Here is a 16953-nt window from a genome sequence, read left to right as displayed (position 1 = left end):
AAAACGCCTGCTATTGCTAATAGTTTACCATTTCAGAGTCTATTATCTGCTGAAAATATCCGGATTCGATATTTTCTCCTTTGTTATTTGCCTCGATGAGTTTAAAAAGGAAGTCTGTGGCTATAGATGCTTGTTTGTAAGAAAACTGCTCGATAGAGGCCAGCGGGCGGGTATCCATATATTCCCAGATGGGCAGGTTGGCAAAACTGATAAAACTAATGTCCTTATTTACTTCCAAACCCGCGGCTTTTACGGTCGCGATACAATCAAGCAATACATAATCATTAAAAACCATTACCGCGGTCGGCATCTCGTCCTGGTCAATTAGCTTTTTTATAGCCTTTACATTGTCCTGCTTACTTAATGTAGTTGAGGCGATGATATCGTAATTTATGGGAAGGTTATTTTCTTTCAGGCATTTAAAATAGATCTCGAGCCTTTGCAGGGTGGCCGCCATTTTAGCCGGGCCGTTAATAAGTCCTATTTTTTTATGCCCCATAGCTACAAAACGGCTTATAGCCTGCAGCATACCCGCATGCAGGTTGCATGACACAAAATGGATATCCTTTTTTTGCGGCACCCGGTCAAAAAAAACTATCGGTATATTATATTTTTTGAGGTTATCAAAGTGCTCGTAGGTGGATGTTTCTTTGGTGAGCGATACCAGGATGCCGTCCACACGATGATCCTTCATATTCTCCACAATACGCTGCTCACGCTCAAAACTATCCAGCGATTGGCCGATGATCACGTTATAATTGAATTGACCGGCAAAATCCTCTACCCCACACAAAGCAGATGAAAAGAAGGGTTCGGCAAGGCTGGGGATGATAACGCCGATGGTATAGGTTTTACGCTCCTTAAAATAGATGGCCGATTTATTTACTTCGTAGCCCAACTCCTTAGCCACCTTATGTACCCGCATGGTGGTTACCAAACCAATACTCGGATGATCGTGCAATGCCCGCGATACCGTAGAGATAGACACATTGAGCTTTTTGGCGATCTCCTTAATAGTAGGTAACTTATTGCTTTGCATACTTGCGGTGGTTATCTCGGTAGCAATTAATTGGTTTAACAGCACTATTATAGTAAAAAAATATAACAGTTGCTTTTTATGCAGTTAATAATAAACCCAATCACACTGATAATTCTCACCCCTAAACGAAAAAAGCCGCCCTGCTAAGCAGGGCGACTTGTATAAAAACGTTATTAATACTTAGTTTGAAATAGCGGTAACGTCGCTGCCTGTTTCAATTTCAGTTAAGGCTGTACTGCCCGACATAACAAATACCGATATACCGCGTGGCGTGATCCATGTTTTGGTTTCGGCATCAAAATCGCCACCCAGTTTCATAAACACACCCTGATCGGCCGGTGCTACGTGAGGTATTACGTACTGATTGGTACCCTGGTAAAAGAATGGCTGCTCTGCTCCCGCTTCGTCCACCAAGTTATAGTGATCATTTTCAGGCACCCGGTAACCTTTATTGGTAGTTGGGTTGTATATGGTTGTTTTACCCGTACCGCCAAAAAACACCACATCAACCGGCACTGTTTGCTCGGTTACGTTTGTGCCTTTAAATATGGCTATACCACCCGCATTGCCACTGTTTGGTAACAAACCGCTGCTGGCGCTGCCAAAACCGTCGCCATCATTGGTTACATAGGCTATGGCGCTTATCCACTTAGCTTCGCTGATATCGGTGGTGTTGGGGCCGTTTATCCGTTTGTTGCTTCCGCCCACATAAAAGAAATTACCTTTTTTAACCTGACCTGAAGTTAGGTTAAACTTATAGGTACGGCCACCGCCTGTTGCCCAGCCGCCACCCGGCGCATCGCCAACGTTTGGCTGCGCGGAACCCGCGTTGGTACAGGTCACTACAGCCATCGGCGTAACCGAAAAATCAATATTTTGCGTAGCCCTGAACTGGAAGTACTCATAATTACCGTCTGATCCTTTTGCATCATTAACAAAACCGGTTATAACTACCGGCATCTCGCCAAGTTCAGGCGCGTTGGGATCGGTTGGCTGGGTAATATCACTGATATCAGTAAACTTACGCGGCCATACCTGATAAATTGATGCTGAGTCAACCGTATTGTTAACCACCAGTATGCCGGCTACGGTTCCTCCGGCAGGTAAAAACTCCCCGGCAAATTGCGCGGTTGGTTCGGTATGCATGATAATGCTGTCCGCACCGTTCACGAGGTATTTATTACCCGCGTATTTAGTTACACCCAATACTGGAGCAGGCGAAATGGTAGCTGATTTGATGCTGACCAAAGTACTCTCATAATCATCGGGCCTTGTTTTAATAGAGTAACTTGAAACTTGCTGCACCTGAACCGGATTATCGTTAGATACCGTTGTGATGTTAGCCGAAGTAACCCCGGCTATCTGTAAAGCGCCGTTCACCCTTTTAAGTACGGTACCCTCTACATTAACCACTATACTATCACCCGATTTGTAGGTTGAGGCCGCATCGCCAAAAGGTATTTGTATACCACGGATCGCTTTGCGGCGATTGTTTTGCAGCACCAATACGCCTTGCGGTACATTGCCTGAATCGGCCATGGAAATTACTTTGCCGGTTATTTGGTAAGCCCCCAGCATATTATCCTTGGTAAGGGTAACATCAGTACCTTTATGGATAGCCCGCAAATCAACCAGCGCTATTATCGGGCTTAACTGACCATCAGCAAAGTCCTGCTTTTTACAGGCGCTGAATATCAACGCCGATAAAACTGAAATAATAAAGAATATTTTAGCTTTCATGTGTATAAATACTTGATTGTACCTGTAAACTATTGTTTTTGCCACCAAACCTGTGTACTGATCACATCTGGCCCCTGGGCTGCAACCGCGGCATTATAATTTGCCCTGTTTGATGATTGTACCGACACCGGGTAATTAAGGCGGGCGGGCATTACTCCGCCATTATCAAGCCCCGAGCCTTTTGGTAATTCAGGGTGCCCTGTACGGCGGTACTCAAACCATGATTGCAGATCGGTAAAAAATAGCGTGTAGTACTTTTGCTTGTGGATCAGCTCCATTTTTTGCTCAAGCGTATAACTGTCGTCCCACTTTATTAAGCCGAAACTCATGTAGTTCGACGGCACATTGTAACCCCACATGGTGATGGCACCGGTTATACCTGCCTCATAATATTGCTGCGCTGTTTTAGCGGTAACCCAACCTTTAGCGGCAGCCTCGGCAAGCGCAAACTGTATCTCGCCATAATTCAGGATGTTGCCTAACAATGGTTCCTTTTGTAAAGCCGTTGGCAAGGTAGATTTAGCGACCGGCACCTGCCCTACCGGGTAACCACTGGGGATACCGGCATATTCACCCTCAAATACGGTGGCCCACCTGGCAACTCGCGGGTCGCTCCATTCGTTCAGGTTATCCACAAAAAAGCTGGCCAGCTTAGGGGTGTACCAATCCGCAGGCCTCCAGGTTGAAAATGGCGACACATAAGGCGCGGTACCCGTCCATTTTAATATGGCCGATTCGGCATTATTACTGATGATCGGATAATTGGCAGCGTTTGCGTCTACCATATCTTTTATCTTATCAATAGCAGCCTGATCTTTGGCCGATACACGCAACAGCAAACGCAGGTATAATGAGTTACCCAACTTGCGCCAGTTAGCTGCCACACCTCCATAGATCGGGTCGCTGGATGATTGTACGTTTGTCCCGGTTTTCAGCAATTCATTAGCCTCTTCCAGCCGGGCGAATATATCTGCATAAATAGCTTGCTGAGAATCGTACTTAGGCAGAAATAAACCTTCTTTAGCTTTATTTGACTCGAAGTAAGGCACATCGCCATAGGTATCAGTAAGCATGGAGTAAACCCACGATTGTAGGATAAGTGAAATAGCCATATAGGTATTGCTATCGTTATCTCTGCCGCCTGTATAAATATCCTTAAGGTTGGTAAGCTGTACGTACCAGTTAGTCCACAGGTAATCGGCCTCGGCACTGCGAATTTCGTATCGGAATATCTTACCGTCGGTATCACCCATGTTAACCGTAACCTGCATCAACTCGTTGGTGATACGCTGGCTGCGGCTCATGTTTGCAGCTACAATACTGGTAATAGCAGGCGCCAGCAGCGATTGCGGCAAAGCGTATGAACTTTCGTTGGGGTTTTTTGCCAGTTCTTCAAAGTTTTTTGTGCATGATACTGAGGATAGCGACAACGATGCCATTAATCCCCAAATTATATATCTTTTTTTCATGATGATTAAAATCCTAATGTTACGTTTAAACCCAGGGTACGTGTTGATGGTAGCTGACCAAGTTCAAAACCACGGTTAATTTCTGATCCGTTAAGTGTGCCGAATTCGGGGTCGAATGCAGGCCAGTCACTGATGATCAGCAAATCACGGCCGTAAATACCAATGGTTGCTTTTTTCATCCCAACGCGTTGTGCAAAACGTGCCGGTAATGAGTAATCAATGCGTGCTTCTCTTAACTTGATATAGTCCGTTGAGTAGGTTGTTCCTTCTACGTTATCACGTCCGTAATGCGCGTTGTAGTACGTAGAGATGTTTTCGGCGATCACTGTGTTAGGACTGAAAGATCCATCAGTATTACGCACTACACCATTACCAATTATGCCATTGTAACGGCCCGGCAAGGTGGCAGTTGTTTTACCCTGCTCGGTAAGTACGGCACTTGTAAGTGAATAACCTACAGCGCCGGTTTGTGCATCAAACAAAAAGCTGAAGCCGAAAGAACCGTAATGGAAGTTATTTTGTAAGCTTCCTCTGAACTTTGGCATGGTATTGCCGATGTATTTAATATCCGGGCTTAATACCGGGTAACCGCCTTCATAAACGATTTGTCCATCAGGCGAACGCTCGTAACCACGGCCATAAAAATCGCCCATGCTGCCACCTACTCTTGCAGATATTAAACCGCGGCTACCCGGGCCATTCTGTAAAATCAGCTCCGTTTGGGTATCGGTAAGTTCTAGAATTTTGTTACGGTTAGCGGTAAGCGTACCGTTGATGGTCCAATTTAAACCATTCTTTGATTTTAACGGCGTACCATTCACTGCCAGCTCGATACCTTTATTACGAATACGCCCTGCATTAAATAGCGCTTCCGTAGCTCCTACCGAAGGGTCGGGCCGTGTCCATAAATGCTGATCCTTTGTATCTGAACTGTATAATGTCAAGTCAAAACCTACACGGTTTTTAAATAATTTAGCCTCGATACCTACCTCATGTGCAATGGTTGTAAGCGGTTTTAAATTCAAGTTAGCCAAACGGTTATCATTTTGCAGGCCACCCGGAAAGGTTGGTGATACCACATAACCATTAGTAGTTTGATAAGGCGTTAACGATCCACTACCTGTATTAGAAATCGATCCACGTAGCTTTAAATAATCAATAAACGCCGGCATTTTGAATGCCTCGGTTGGTATAAAGCTCAAGTTATAACTTGGGTAAGAGAATGACACGTTATCATTACCGCTTGCGTTAGCTAATACGCTGTTCCAGTCGTTACGGAAAGTTATATCTGCGTACAAATAATCTTTAAAGGCTAAAGTCAGCAAGCCATAAAAGCTGTTTATCTCGTATTTTGATTTATAAGGTGTAGCCACCAATATTCCCGCTTTATTGGCCAGGCTGTACACACCCGGATAAGCAAGTGAATCGGCGCTTAGCGCGTCCTGATTGTAAATATTTTTTAATGTGCTACCACCACCTGTTGCCGTGATCTCGAAATCCTTGGTTATTTTTTTGTTGTATCGTAACAAAAAGTCAGCGGTTATCTCCTGCGAGTAAATGTTCTGGGTGCGGAACATCCCTTTTCTGAACTTCTCCGTATCCCAGGGGCGCTGCTGTGTACGCTGATCGTAACCAAAATCCATTGATGTACGCACCATCAGGCTCAACTCCTTGGTAAAATTATAAGTAGCCTGAACATTACCCGTAACGCCGTGACGGTTCATGGTGTTCAGCATTTCCTGGGTAATCAGGTAAGGGTTATCCGGAAAGCTACTGAACGGAAAGCTTTGCTGAATATTCTCCCTGCCCGGCAGCCAGTAATCTTTTAACCAGTTAACATCCGCATTTGGCTGCCAGAATATATACCAGTACATAATGGATTGATTGTTATATCCTACCGACGGAAGGTTATCACTCTTTTTATTGGTATAGTTTATTTTGGTAGATACCTGTAGCTTATCGCTTACTTTTTGGTTGAGCGATAAGGCCACCGTATTACGGTCATAACCAGTGTTAGGTATTATCCACGAATTTTTTACGTTGGTTGCAGAGAACCTTGCGGTGGTTTTATCCGTACCGCCGTCAATAGTTACCGAGTTAGTATATGTTCTGCCGGTTTCAAAAAAGTTACGGCTATCATTAACGTAAGGTACCCATGGCGTGCGGGTTGTAGCTTTGGTATGGGTAACCGGATCGTACTGATAAAACATCTGCCCGTCAAACTTAGGACCCCAGGCCGAGCTGGTACTGCGTGTGCTCGCGCCATCTTCGGAGGCATTGTATGAATAGTAATCGGTGCCATCAACGCCCTGCCCGTATTCATATTGCAGATCAGGCCAGCGGTTTATACTTTCTATAGCAGTATTGGAATTAATGGTTACATTAACCCCTTTACCCCTTGCCGAGCCTGATTTTGTAGTAATGATGATGGCTCCATTAGCGCCACGCTGCCCATAAAGTGCAGACGCGTTTGAACCTTTTAGAACAGTAATATTTTCAATATCAGATGGGTTGATATCGTTCAGTCCCGAGCCAAAATCCACCGGGGTTTCATCAGCCAGGTAAGAGCTGCCACCGTAACCAGTAGAGCGGCCGCTGCCATTGTTTATCACCACGCCATCAACTACGATCAACGCTTCGTTTTCGCCGTTAAGGTTATTTTCGCCACGCAAAATAATTTTGTTTGACGCAGATGGACCACCGTTTGAGCGCAACAGGTTTAAACCCGCAACCTTGCCGGATAGCGCGTCCGTCCAGTTATTGGATGGGGCGTTGGCAATATCCTCACCTTTAATCACGGTAGCCGAATAGCCCAGCGCCTTTTCTTCGCGCTTAATGCCTAAGGCGGTTACTACAACCTCGTTCAATGAGGTGTTGGCGGTTATCAGTTTTACTTTAGCAGTATTGGTAGCCGCCTGGTACTTGGCAGTAAAGGTATCAAACCCGATCATGGCAAAAGTTACCGGCGCGCCTGAAGTTACACGAATGCTGAAACGGCCATCGGCATTGGTACTGCCTAATGATTTTTTGGCGATGTTGCTGATAGTTACACCTGCCAATGGCAGGTCATCATCCGCCGAGGTTACTGTGCCGCTAACTATAAAGGTGTCAACCTTTTTAAATACCAGGTTACCCCCTATGTTGCGTATGCCCACACCGGCCTGCTGCTCAATTTCAGTGATCAATTGTGCCAAAGTCAGATCGGTTGATGAAAGCACTACCTGGCCGGCGGTATTTACATCGGCGTTGTATGACACCTTGTAATTATATTCTGATTGCAGGCGATCAATAATGGTCGCGATAGTAACCTCCCGGCTGTTAAATTTAAGCCGCTTTGTTTGCGCGTGCAACGGCAGGGCAAACATGCAGCACAACAGGGCAGATAAGTAATTCCGAACTTTTTTGTGTAAAAATTTTCGATACATAATGATGATCAGTAAAAAATAATCGTTTGTTGATTTTTGTATTTGTAGTGTATTCCGGTAGCGTAGTTAAGGGCCTCGAGCAGTTTATTCAGGCCATTGTCCTGCATTTCGCCGCTAAACAGGCTGTGCTTTTTATTGGCTGATGGCTCAACCTCTATTTTGATATGATAATATTGCTCCAGCTTCGCCGCTATTTGCGAAGCGTTGCTCTTGCTGAAGTAAAGCGTACCATTGAGCAAACTTTTGGCTTCCTGCAGGTTTACGGCTTGCTTTTGGGCTGATCTGCCGACTACATTATAATTAAGTTGCTCGCCTGCCTTTATAAAATGCGTATGCTTGCCTTCAACAAAACCAACCAGGCCGGTGGCCACCTTAACCTCTTCGTACAAGCCTTTGTACGAGTAAACATTAAAGGATGTACCCAATACGTTTACCTGCAGATCATTGGCCGTGTGTACGATAAATGACCGCTTTGAATCATGCTTAATATCAAAAAAAGCCTCGCCTTGTAAGCGTACTTCGCGCTTTAGCTTACCGTAAACGTTACTTACCTCCAACGATGCATCCGGAGCCAGGTAAACGGCAGAGCCATCGGGCAGATTTACCTTTTTGCGCAAGGGCGATTTTTTGATCAGCGTATAATTATTTTCATAAGCTTCCTTTTCGCTTTTTAATGAATACCAGGTAAAACAGCAAACCAAAATTAGTGATGCAGCTATTCCTGCCCAGGCATACAGTTTGGTAACCTTAGTTTGCTTTACCGGCTTTGGGTCGCCATACATTTTGCTGAGCAGTTTTAGCCACTCATTATTAACTACGTCGCTTTTAACCGGCTCATTAGCCTGGCGGCCCCGCTCCTGCAGGTATTGCAGCAACGTTTTATTTTCGGGCCGCTCCGTAAGCCACGCTTTTACTTCCGCGCTTTCGGCATCGGTAGTATCATTGTTCAGGTATTTAATAAGTATCTCCCAGTTCACTGCGATCATATTTATACCTAAGAGCACCCGTAAGCCCCTTTCCACTGAAAGAAATAGTTAAGCGTTTATAAAGTAATTGTTAAGAAGTTCCTGAAAACAAGAAAAGCTGCCCTGCAAAGCAGGAACAGCCCTCATCAAGTGAAAAATCTTCAGTTAAACCAAGTCTAAATCCTGGCTGTATTTTTTACCGAAACGATCAGTAGCCGTAACGGTTATTCTTTTTGCTCCCGCCGATGGTTTGGCAAAAAACAGGTGATCGGTCAACGTAGGATCAATCCATTTATGTTTTTTGGGCAACTGGTCGCCTTTATAAAGCTCAATCGTCCATGGGTCATAATCAATACGCTGCTCCATATTGCCTTTTAACACGCCATCCTCATACCATTGCACCGTCCATTTGCTATCCCAGTTCCAAACGTTGGCCACCACTTCATCGGGCGCGGTTTGCAGGTAACCTTTTTTGTATATTTTAAGCTGATAATCTTTTGGCTTACCGGTTGATTTATAATACCAGTTGATATCGCCACCCTTAACTTCATATACGGCATAACCGGCCGGTGCGCCGTCGCTACAAATAGGGCCTGTCCACCAGGCACCGCAAACGGTACCGTGTACGTGCTCGATCATGTTGCGGTCTTCCCATTTTTCATTCATATGGGTATGGCCCGACATGATGTGGACTTTATATGGCGATAAAATTTTATACAACTGCTCGCGATTTGCTACCACACCGCCTAACTCATCCTCTTTTGCATTGTCACGGCGTTTAGCCCTGGTGTTGGTTGGTATGTGTAATGATACGACCACCGTAGTTCCCGGTTTAACGTGCGACAGATCCTGCTCCAGCCATTGCAACTGTGTTTCCGTTAAATAGCCGATATAGCGTTTTGCCGTACCGATAAAGAAAACATCATCCAACACTACGTAGTGTACCTGACCGCGGTTAAAGGAGTAATAAGTGGGACCGAAATTCTTTTTAAAAGTCTGCGCAGAATAATCATCCGTACGGGCATCCAGATCCATATCATGGTTACCGATCAGGTTAAAGAAGGGTATGCCCGACATGCCGATGGCTTGCTTATAATCTTCATAAAGCTCAAAGTGATCCCAAACCAGGTCGCCGCAACCTATCCCGTGCATCAATGTACCGGCAGGGTATGATGCCACCAGCTCTCGCAGGTCAGGTGCTGAGGTATTGAGCATGATAGCGGCATCTTTCTTAGAGATGATCTGCGGATCGGCCCAAACTACAAAAGCGTGGTTGGTATCTTCTTTTTCCAAACGCGTCAGATCAAAATCAGCTTTAAAAACCGATTGCTTGTTATCTATCTGCTTAAAAAATTTCGCTATGCTTTTTTCGTGCGGAAACGCATAACCGGCAGGCAGACTGATGTAAACAAACTGTGCCGTTTTATTGCTTAATAACTGGTAATTGCCCGCCTTATCAGTAAGTACCATGTTGATGCCATCAGTAACGGCAACATTGGCTACCCCCTGCCCATTGCTAAGCACACGGCCCTTGAGGGTAATATTGGCTATATCAACTTTTTCTGAAGCGGCAACCGCCGGTTCGGCATTGATCACCGCAGGGATAGTGAGCATGGCACCAGTTATCCCAAGGCCCTTTATAAAATCTCTTCTGTTCGACATATGTTTATTTACAAGATATCTTTTAGCAAAGAGCAAAGCCCGGCCGGTTTCCCCCGAAAAAAATCGTTAAATAAATGTTAACATTATATTAACCAGCAGCAGACCGCCAGCAATAGTGGCGCGGTCGTAATTTTCGTGGCGCATGTAGTAGCCTAATTGTTCAATGGCTTCGCGCATGTGGTATTCTATCTTCTTTTCAGTTACGTCAAGCACTTTGGCTATCTCGTGATTTTTTAAACCGGTAAGGCGCAGTTGTATAATTTCTTTACGCAAAGCGGGCAGCCTGTTTATTAACCGCTCCACTATTTTAACCGACTCCTTGGCAACCAAACGCTCAAACGGGCTAAAAGCCTGTTCGCTGATATTCCAGCAGTTATCAGTCAGCTCGTCGGTTTGCCTGGACGTAAGTACTTTTAGAGCACCGTTACGCGCCATACGAAATAGATAGGCCTTGATATTGATGATTTGCAAGCTATCTTTTTGCTGCCAAAGGTTTAAAAACATGTCCGACAGTACATCCTTAGCTTCATCGTCATCCTTAACCATGGTGCTTACGTACCTGAACAGGGATGAATAATGCTCCCTGAAAATAACTTCAAGGTTATGGAGGGTACTTATTTTAACTTCACTTTCCGTTTGCATTCCGGGTGCAAAATTAACTGGCTTTGCACCTGAAGCCGTTAAAAGCGCTATTAACTTTGTGTTAATTCTAAAGCAGTATGTTTGTTACATTAAGGCAAAACAAGGTTTAATTTTAAAAGCCCGCTTGCAATGCTCCACCACATTTCTAACTCATAATAACTCGGTTAATCTTTCTTAAAAATGGATTTGATCTTATCGATCATGCCGGTATTTGACTTTTTGTTCTGTGAACCGATCAGGAATCCGTAGGGTTTAAGTTCGGGTACATTATCGCATATTATTTTGATGATACCTATGCCGGGAATAGCGAGGATCATACCTGGAATACCCCATATCAACTCACCAAGTACAATGGCCATAATAGTAAATAAAGGGTTAACGCTTACCTGCTCGCCGACTACCAGGGGTTCGAGAATATAGGTTTGGGTAAATTGTATCAGGAAGTAGGTGCCGAGCACACCCGCAACCATACCACCATCGCCACCTTGTACAACTACGGCCAACACCGTGAGGGATGTACCGGTAACGTTGCCTACGAAGGGCACTATTTCCAGTATACCGCAAAGCACCGCGAAAAATATGGCGTTCTCTACCCCAACTATGCTAAAGCCGATGCCATACAGCACCCAAAGCATCACGATCATGAAGCTTAAGCCGCTAAGATATTTTTGGGCAACCCGGGCAGACTCATGAATAACCTCATCGGTACGTTTAAGCTGCTCATCGGGTACTATTTTTAGGATGAACTTACGTATATGGCTGCGGTAATACAACAGCAAAAACATGTATACCAACCCTAAAACCATATTTACCGCCACACCCATTATAGAACTTGCTACAGCCGCGGCCATGGTACCGGCATTGCCCGCGCCGCCTGCCTCTGTTTGCTGTTTAAGCATATCATCCTGCTGTTTCATGGATAGGCCTACGGTAGTGTTTACCCAACGTTTTATGCCTAAAAGCATTTCGCCAAGGCGCTGTTTCATGGTGCCTACATTGGTTGAAAATTCGCCCAATTGTAATGATAACATATAAACTATTACCGCAACCGATAACACTAAAGTAAACACCGATAAAAAAGAAGATAAGCCACGCGAAAGGCCTTTGGATTCGAGATAGTTGCTAAAGCCGATAAACAGCATAGCGAACAAGCCTGAAATGGCGACGGGAACTAAAAATTCCTTTGCGAAATAAAGCCCGCTGATGAGCAGGAACAAAAGGAAAAGTACAAGTACGCTGCGTTGAAGTTTAGCCATGAGCAAACAACAAGCTTAGTGTGATAAAGTTTAGATAAACTCAGGCAGCCGCGTATGCTTCAATACGCCTTGATATTTCGTTAAGCATTTCTGTGTCGCTCAAACGCTCTTCAATGTCCGTTAATTCGTGATTGTTTTTATACGATAGCATAGCCAGGTGCTGATCATTGATCTGCAGATCGAACATGTCGCCTTTAGGAGTTACTTTAACAAATGCAGGCGATCCCCAATAAGTAGTTACAAACATAATTGGGTTTGATAACAATGCGGTGTTCATAGGTACTGAAAAATTTAGCGTGTAAGGATAGTAACACATAAAAGTACCACAATGTTTTAACATTTTAATAAATTATTATAAATATTATTAATGTATTCATAACATTTATTAGGGATTGTCAGCAAATTGTCAATCACCTACCATTGATTGATCTCATTATTAAGCCAGGCGATACGCCTGTCGAGCCAGCTTTTTATCTGATTTACCTCATTATTATAAGTACCAAGTATTACCGGGTTAGGCCATACATACTCATTAAGTATAGGCCAGCGCTTAAAGTTTTGTTGCTGCGATAAATTAATGTATTTGGAATTACTATCGATATCCTGGTAAATGTGTTTAATTTCATTGCCTTTAACCTGGTTCCAGCGGTCTTTCACTTTTTTGCGGAAGGTGGCATCCTCAAACAAACGCGAAAACCATGGCCCTTCCTTTATCCACCAACCGGTTGCCTGCGTAGCCTCAGAGTAATCAACATTGCCAATGGCCAAATCAAAATCCCACAATGGGCCGAGGGTAAGTTTGCCGCCACGATCCTTATAAAAAAAGATACTGCTAAAATCCCTCGCGTCCTGGTTTTTCATCAGCTCCTGGATAATGTAATAGTTTACAAAGGAGTTTACGTCAATATACTTGGCATAACCCTCGTTCGGATCCGCAAAGTTATCGGCAAATATGGCATCCTCAGCTTGCTGCACATAGCCTTTAATGTAATTGTATTGCGCATCCGGAATATCCGACGGGGATTTAAGGGTAAAGGGTATACCATGCGACGTACGGAACCAAAAATCCTCATCCAGCCGCTGATCCCACTCCAGCAAATAACCCCCGGTTATTTTATCCGCGTCAACATCCCCTTTTTTTAGTTCAGGAATGTTTACCCGGTTTTCATGCACCTCCACCTGCTCGGTAAGCAAATAGCCGCCCAGATACTCGCCGTTCAATACCACTTCAATAAAACGGCTATCCGGCGTAAAGCCAACACCCATTTTTTTACCCAGGCTAAAGGCTAAACTGGTGCGCATTAAAGTTTTATCGGAGTAATTGGCCAGTAATACCCAATTCTTAGCGGCACCAATGCCTAACACCGCGGATTTATCAGTAAACTTTAAACGGTAAGGCTTTTTAGGATGCCCCCAGGTTGAATTACCCCTCCCCTTTATTTGCAGCGGAATGGTTAGTTTTTCCTGTTCAAATTCCCCATTGGTGTTAATTACCAACGTGCCGGTAACGTAATAATCCTTTGAGTCGACCGGTGCGCTTGTGGTGATGTAAAATATCGGTAAACCTGTAAAATTCTGAACTTTAAAATTGTAACTGCGGGTAAGGCCTTTTGGCGTTGTAAGGGCGTAAGTAACCGGTTTAGTAAAGTCAGTTTTTGTAGTACCGCTTACCAGTACGGTATCATTACCTTTTACTATGGTACCCGCTGTTTTGGCAACAAAGGTAACCACCAGTTTTTTATCGTTCTTAATGGTAGGTATAAGCGCGGTTATCTGGTTGTCCTTAATAACAGCCTTCACATCGGCCTCTACCAAGCCGGGGTTGTTTTTAGCTTCGATTATTACGGAAGTCAGCATTACGGTATCCGCCTTTTCGGGCACTGGTTCCGGTATGGGGTCTGCATCTTTTGTGGTTTTACAACTCCACGCGGCTACAGCAATAAATAAGCAAATAGTAAATCTTTTGAGCATAATCAGGTTTTTTGTTAAAATAATTGGTTCATCAAATATATAATCTTAATATCTAAGTAACATAATATTTACACATCTATATCTAAAAGAATTATATTCATTTAATTTATGGAAAATTTGAATTATATTCTTAATAATACTTAAATTTGAGAATTATGTTAGATGGAGAACTAATTCTTGATAAAACCGACCTGCATATACTCCGGTTAATGCAGGAGAATGCACGTATATCAAACGCCGATATGGCACGTGAACTGGGTATGGCACCTTCTGGCGTGCTGGAGCGGGTTAAAAAGCTGGAGCAAAAAGGGGTAATTAAACAATATACTACTGCTATCAATCCTTCGGCTTTAAAACAGAATTTATTAGCCTTTATCTCCATAAAAGCTAATGAAGGCCCGGCAAATATTGAGGCTACCAAGCATCTTGCGGCTATACCCGAGGTACAGGAAGTACACCATGTTGCCGGCGACGATTGCTACCTGGTTAAGGTTCGTACTTACGACTCGGCATCGCTGATGAACATTATGCGCAACCACCTGAGCAAGATCCCCAACATAGTGAGCACCCGCACAACCATAGTACTCGAAACCGTGAAAGAGCAACAGCAACTGGTAATACCACAAGCCTGATATACTATTAACGCCAACCCTTATGTCAACCGCACAAAATAAAGCATCAACCGTAATGGTGATCGTGTCCTTTGCACTGGTATACATTGTATGGGGCTCAACCTACTTTTTCATTCAGGTGGCTCTGCATGGCATGCCGCCATTTTTTTTAGGTGCCGCCCGCTTTTTAGGTGCCGGCATTATTATGCTGATTTGGTGCATGATTACCGGTGAAAAAGTTTGGGATCTGAAGAGTAATAAACACGCGATGATAAGCGGCCTTTTATTACTTTTTGGCGGTACCGGGGCACTTATATATGGGGAACTGGAAGTACCGAGCGCCGTATCAGCCATACTGGTATCAGCAGCGCCGATATGGTTTGTTTTGCTGGATGCCGGCCACTGGCGCGAGAATTTAAAAAGCCCCTCGACCATTATGGGTTTGCTGATAGGTTTTGGCGGTGTGGTAATGCTATTTGGCGAACAGCTTAACAGCGCACTGCACACCAGCGGAACATCAAAACTACCCTACATGGCTATACTGGTATTTGGTTCGGTGATCTGGTCTGCCGGATCATTATATTCAAAATATAAAGCCGGGAATACCTCAACTACTGTAAATACTACCTGGCAAATGCTGGCCGCGGGCCTTGCCTTTATTCCTTGCAGCTTCGCGCATGGTGAGTTGGATGGATTACAGCTTACTGAAATACCATCAACCTCATGGTGGGCGGTGGCTTATCTGATCGTGTTTGGCTCCATTGTAGCTTTCAGCGCTTATGTATGGCTGTTAAAAGTACGCCCCGCAACACAGGTAAGTACCTATGCTTATGTTAACCCTGTAATAGCGGTACTGCTGGGCATCCTGTTCGCTAATGAACAGATCACCTCCTTACAAATCGGCGGATTGGTAATAATCCTGAGCAGCGTGTTACTTATCAACCTTGCCAAGTACCGCAAGGCTAAAAAAGCTGCAGTACCGGTTACGGAACCTACTAACGTTTAATGCCGGATAAGCCTTAAACTATCTTTTCCTTTTTGCCTGATGTGATGCTGCGGTAAATGGCATCAACTATTTTCATGTCTTTAAGCCCCTCTTCTCCCGGTACGCGGGTTGGCTTTTTGTTGAGTACACATAAAGCAAAGTCATCCATTTGTGCTGCCTGCTGGTTAATGTTAGGCAACTCCATCATACCTAAGTGTGTGGTGCCTTTTATGCCGCCATACCCAAAGGCAGGCTCAAGCGCGAACTGCCCTTTTTCGGCAGTAGCTTTAAGGTAGCCCCAGTTATTGTTATAGCTTGATTTACCCGTAGTAACCAATCCACCCGGAAACTCCATCTTCCACATAATGGTTTCATCCACTTCACGAAATAGTTCATTATTGGTTTTTTGTTCGGTAGCGGTAACAAACAGCGGCTCCTGCCCTAACGTATAACGGGTACCCTGAATAGAGTATACGCCCATGTCCATCAGCGCGCCCCCGCCCGAAAGCGCCTTTTTTAAACGCCAGGCATTCGGGTCGCCCCTGTAAACGAAACCATTACCTGTATCAAGCGCGGTAACTTTGCCATATACCTTTTTTTGCCCCAGGCGCATCATCTCCATATTATGCGGATCAAAATGCAGGCGGTAACCAATGGACAGCATACGGTTAGCCTTTTTGCAGGCGGCTATCATCTCGGTACATTCAGCGGCGTTGAGTGCCATCGGTTTTTCGCATATTACATGCTTACCTGCTTTGGCCGCCCTTATGGTAAACTCCTTATGCATAGATACCGGCAGCACCACGTACACAATATCAATAGCCGGGTTGTTGGCTATCTCATCAAAATTGGTGTAGTTGTATATGTTTTTTTGAGGAATATTATATTTTTTAGCCCATTCATCGGCCTTACTTGGCGTTCCGGTTACAATACCGGCCAGGTAGCAGTGTTTGGTTTCGAGCAAGGCGGGTGCCAGTTGCCCGCCGCTATATCCACCCAGGCCAACCAGCGCTATGCCCAATTTTTTACCCTGCGGGATGAATGATTGCAGCACAGGCATAAACGCGAGTGCGCCTGTTCCAACCGATAATGTTTTTAAAAAATTTCTCCTGCTGAATGCTTCGTGATTATTCATGGCCGTAAAAGTTTAACAAATAAATTGGTTATAACGGTGTGGTGTATAAGCAA

Annotated in this window: 13 protein-coding genes; 2 read left to right on the top strand and 11 right to left on the bottom strand. The window is 44.5% G+C overall.

All coding sequences use genetic code 11. The features are described from left to right. Window positions 1-16 precede the first annotated feature (16 nt). From AC3WJC_RS07000 to AC3WJC_RS06955, 10 genes are all read right to left on the bottom strand, one after another. Window positions 17-1039: a LacI family DNA-binding transcriptional regulator gene (locus AC3WJC_RS07000; RefSeq protein WP_492398359.1), complete on the bottom strand. Its 1023-nt coding sequence runs from the start codon at window positions 1037-1039 to the stop codon at window positions 17-19. 180 nt (window positions 1040-1219) lie between these two features. Then, window positions 1220-2779: a DUF5689 domain-containing protein gene (locus AC3WJC_RS06995; RefSeq protein ID WP_492398358.1), complete on the bottom strand. Its 1560-nt coding sequence runs from the start codon at window positions 2777-2779 to the stop codon at window positions 1220-1222. A gap of 29 nt (window positions 2780-2808) precedes the next feature. Continuing rightward, window positions 2809-4248 (bottom strand): SusD/RagB family nutrient-binding outer membrane lipoprotein, encoded by a 1440-nt coding sequence (locus tag AC3WJC_RS06990; protein ID WP_492398357.1) that lies wholly within the window; start codon window positions 4246-4248, stop codon window positions 2809-2811. 5 nt (window positions 4249-4253) lie between these two features. Next, complete coding sequence (locus AC3WJC_RS06985; RefSeq protein ID WP_492398356.1) at window positions 4254-7673, bottom strand: SusC/RagA family TonB-linked outer membrane protein; 3420 nt, start codon at window positions 7671-7673, stop codon at window positions 4254-4256. Window positions 7674-7681: 8 nt separating this feature from the next. Next, complete coding sequence (locus AC3WJC_RS06980) at window positions 7682-8659, bottom strand: FecR family protein (RefSeq protein ID WP_492398355.1); 978 nt, start codon at window positions 8657-8659, stop codon at window positions 7682-7684. Between the two features lie 144 nt (window positions 8660-8803). Continuing rightward, entirely contained in the window at window positions 8804-10300 is a 1497-nt protein-coding gene (locus tag AC3WJC_RS06975; protein WP_492398354.1) for a calcineurin-like phosphoesterase C-terminal domain-containing protein, read from the bottom strand. Between the two features lie 66 nt (window positions 10301-10366). Beyond that, window positions 10367-10942 (bottom strand): RNA polymerase sigma factor, encoded by a 576-nt coding sequence (locus AC3WJC_RS06970; protein WP_492398353.1) that lies wholly within the window; start codon window positions 10940-10942, stop codon window positions 10367-10369. A gap of 164 nt (window positions 10943-11106) precedes the next feature. Then, window positions 11107-12198 carry an AI-2E family transporter gene (locus AC3WJC_RS06965; RefSeq protein ID WP_492398352.1) on the bottom strand — a complete coding sequence of 364 codons (1092 nt, stop codon included), beginning with the start codon at window positions 12196-12198 and terminating at the stop codon, window positions 11107-11109. A gap of 40 nt (window positions 12199-12238) precedes the next feature. Then, window positions 12239-12475 (bottom strand): hypothetical protein, encoded by a 237-nt coding sequence (locus AC3WJC_RS06960; RefSeq protein ID WP_492398351.1) that lies wholly within the window; start codon window positions 12473-12475, stop codon window positions 12239-12241. Between the two features lie 137 nt (window positions 12476-12612). Further along, window positions 12613-14169 carry a CotH kinase family protein gene (locus AC3WJC_RS06955; protein ID WP_492398350.1) on the bottom strand — a complete coding sequence of 519 codons (1557 nt, stop codon included), beginning with the start codon at window positions 14167-14169 and terminating at the stop codon, window positions 12613-12615. Between the two features lie 155 nt (window positions 14170-14324). Here AC3WJC_RS06955 and AC3WJC_RS06950 point away from each other — a divergent pair, with 155 nt between their 5' ends. Both AC3WJC_RS06950 and AC3WJC_RS06945 read left to right on the top strand, forming a co-directional pair. Continuing rightward, on the top strand, window positions 14325-14801 hold the full coding sequence (locus AC3WJC_RS06950) for an Lrp/AsnC family transcriptional regulator (RefSeq protein WP_492398349.1): 477 nt from the start codon (window positions 14325-14327) through the stop codon (window positions 14799-14801). Between the two features lie 22 nt (window positions 14802-14823). Then, window positions 14824-15786: an EamA family transporter gene (locus AC3WJC_RS06945; RefSeq protein WP_492398348.1), complete on the top strand. Its 963-nt coding sequence runs from the start codon at window positions 14824-14826 to the stop codon at window positions 15784-15786. Window positions 15787-15799: 13 nt separating this feature from the next. Here AC3WJC_RS06945 and AC3WJC_RS06940 read toward each other — a convergent pair whose 3' ends face one another. After that, window positions 15800-16900: a Gfo/Idh/MocA family protein gene (locus AC3WJC_RS06940; RefSeq protein ID WP_492398347.1), complete on the bottom strand. Its 1101-nt coding sequence runs from the start codon at window positions 16898-16900 to the stop codon at window positions 15800-15802. Window positions 16901-16953 lie beyond the last annotated feature (53 nt).

The organism is Mucilaginibacter sp. FW306-07-L (assembly GCF_058782065.1).
Note: the sequence above shows the minus strand (reverse complement) of the source record. Positions and strands in the feature narration are given on the sequence as shown.

Coding starts and splice junctions, on each gene's coding strand:
- AC3WJC_RS07000 (WP_492398359.1), bottom strand. CDS start 1,039: ATGCAAAGCAATAAGTTACCTACTATTAAGGAGATCGCCAAAAAGCTC.
- AC3WJC_RS06995 (WP_492398358.1), bottom strand. CDS start 2,779: ATGAAAGCTAAAATATTCTTTATTATTTCAGTTTTATCGGCGTTGATA.
- AC3WJC_RS06990 (WP_492398357.1), bottom strand. CDS start 4,248: ATGAAAAAAAGATATATAATTTGGGGATTAATGGCATCGTTGTCGCTA.
- AC3WJC_RS06985 (WP_492398356.1), bottom strand. CDS start 7,673: ATGTATCGAAAATTTTTACACAAAAAAGTTCGGAATTACTTATCTGCC.
- AC3WJC_RS06980 (WP_492398355.1), bottom strand. CDS start 8,659: ATGATCGCAGTGAACTGGGAGATACTTATTAAATACCTGAACAATGAT.
- AC3WJC_RS06975 (WP_492398354.1), bottom strand. CDS start 10,300: ATGTCGAACAGAAGAGATTTTATAAAGGGCCTTGGGATAACTGGTGCC.
- AC3WJC_RS06970 (WP_492398353.1), bottom strand. CDS start 10,942: ATGCAAACGGAAAGTGAAGTTAAAATAAGTACCCTCCATAACCTTGAA.
- AC3WJC_RS06965 (WP_492398352.1), bottom strand. CDS start 12,198: ATGGCTAAACTTCAACGCAGCGTACTTGTACTTTTCCTTTTGTTCCTG.
- AC3WJC_RS06960 (WP_492398351.1), bottom strand. CDS start 12,475: ATGAACACCGCATTGTTATCAAACCCAATTATGTTTGTAACTACTTAT.
- AC3WJC_RS06955 (WP_492398350.1), bottom strand. CDS start 14,169: ATGCTCAAAAGATTTACTATTTGCTTATTTATTGCTGTAGCCGCGTGG.
- AC3WJC_RS06950 (WP_492398349.1), top strand. CDS start 14,325: ATGTTAGATGGAGAACTAATTCTTGATAAAACCGACCTGCATATACTC.
- AC3WJC_RS06945 (WP_492398348.1), top strand. CDS start 14,824: ATGTCAACCGCACAAAATAAAGCATCAACCGTAATGGTGATCGTGTCC.
- AC3WJC_RS06940 (WP_492398347.1), bottom strand. CDS start 16,900: ATGAATAATCACGAAGCATTCAGCAGGAGAAATTTTTTAAAAACATTA.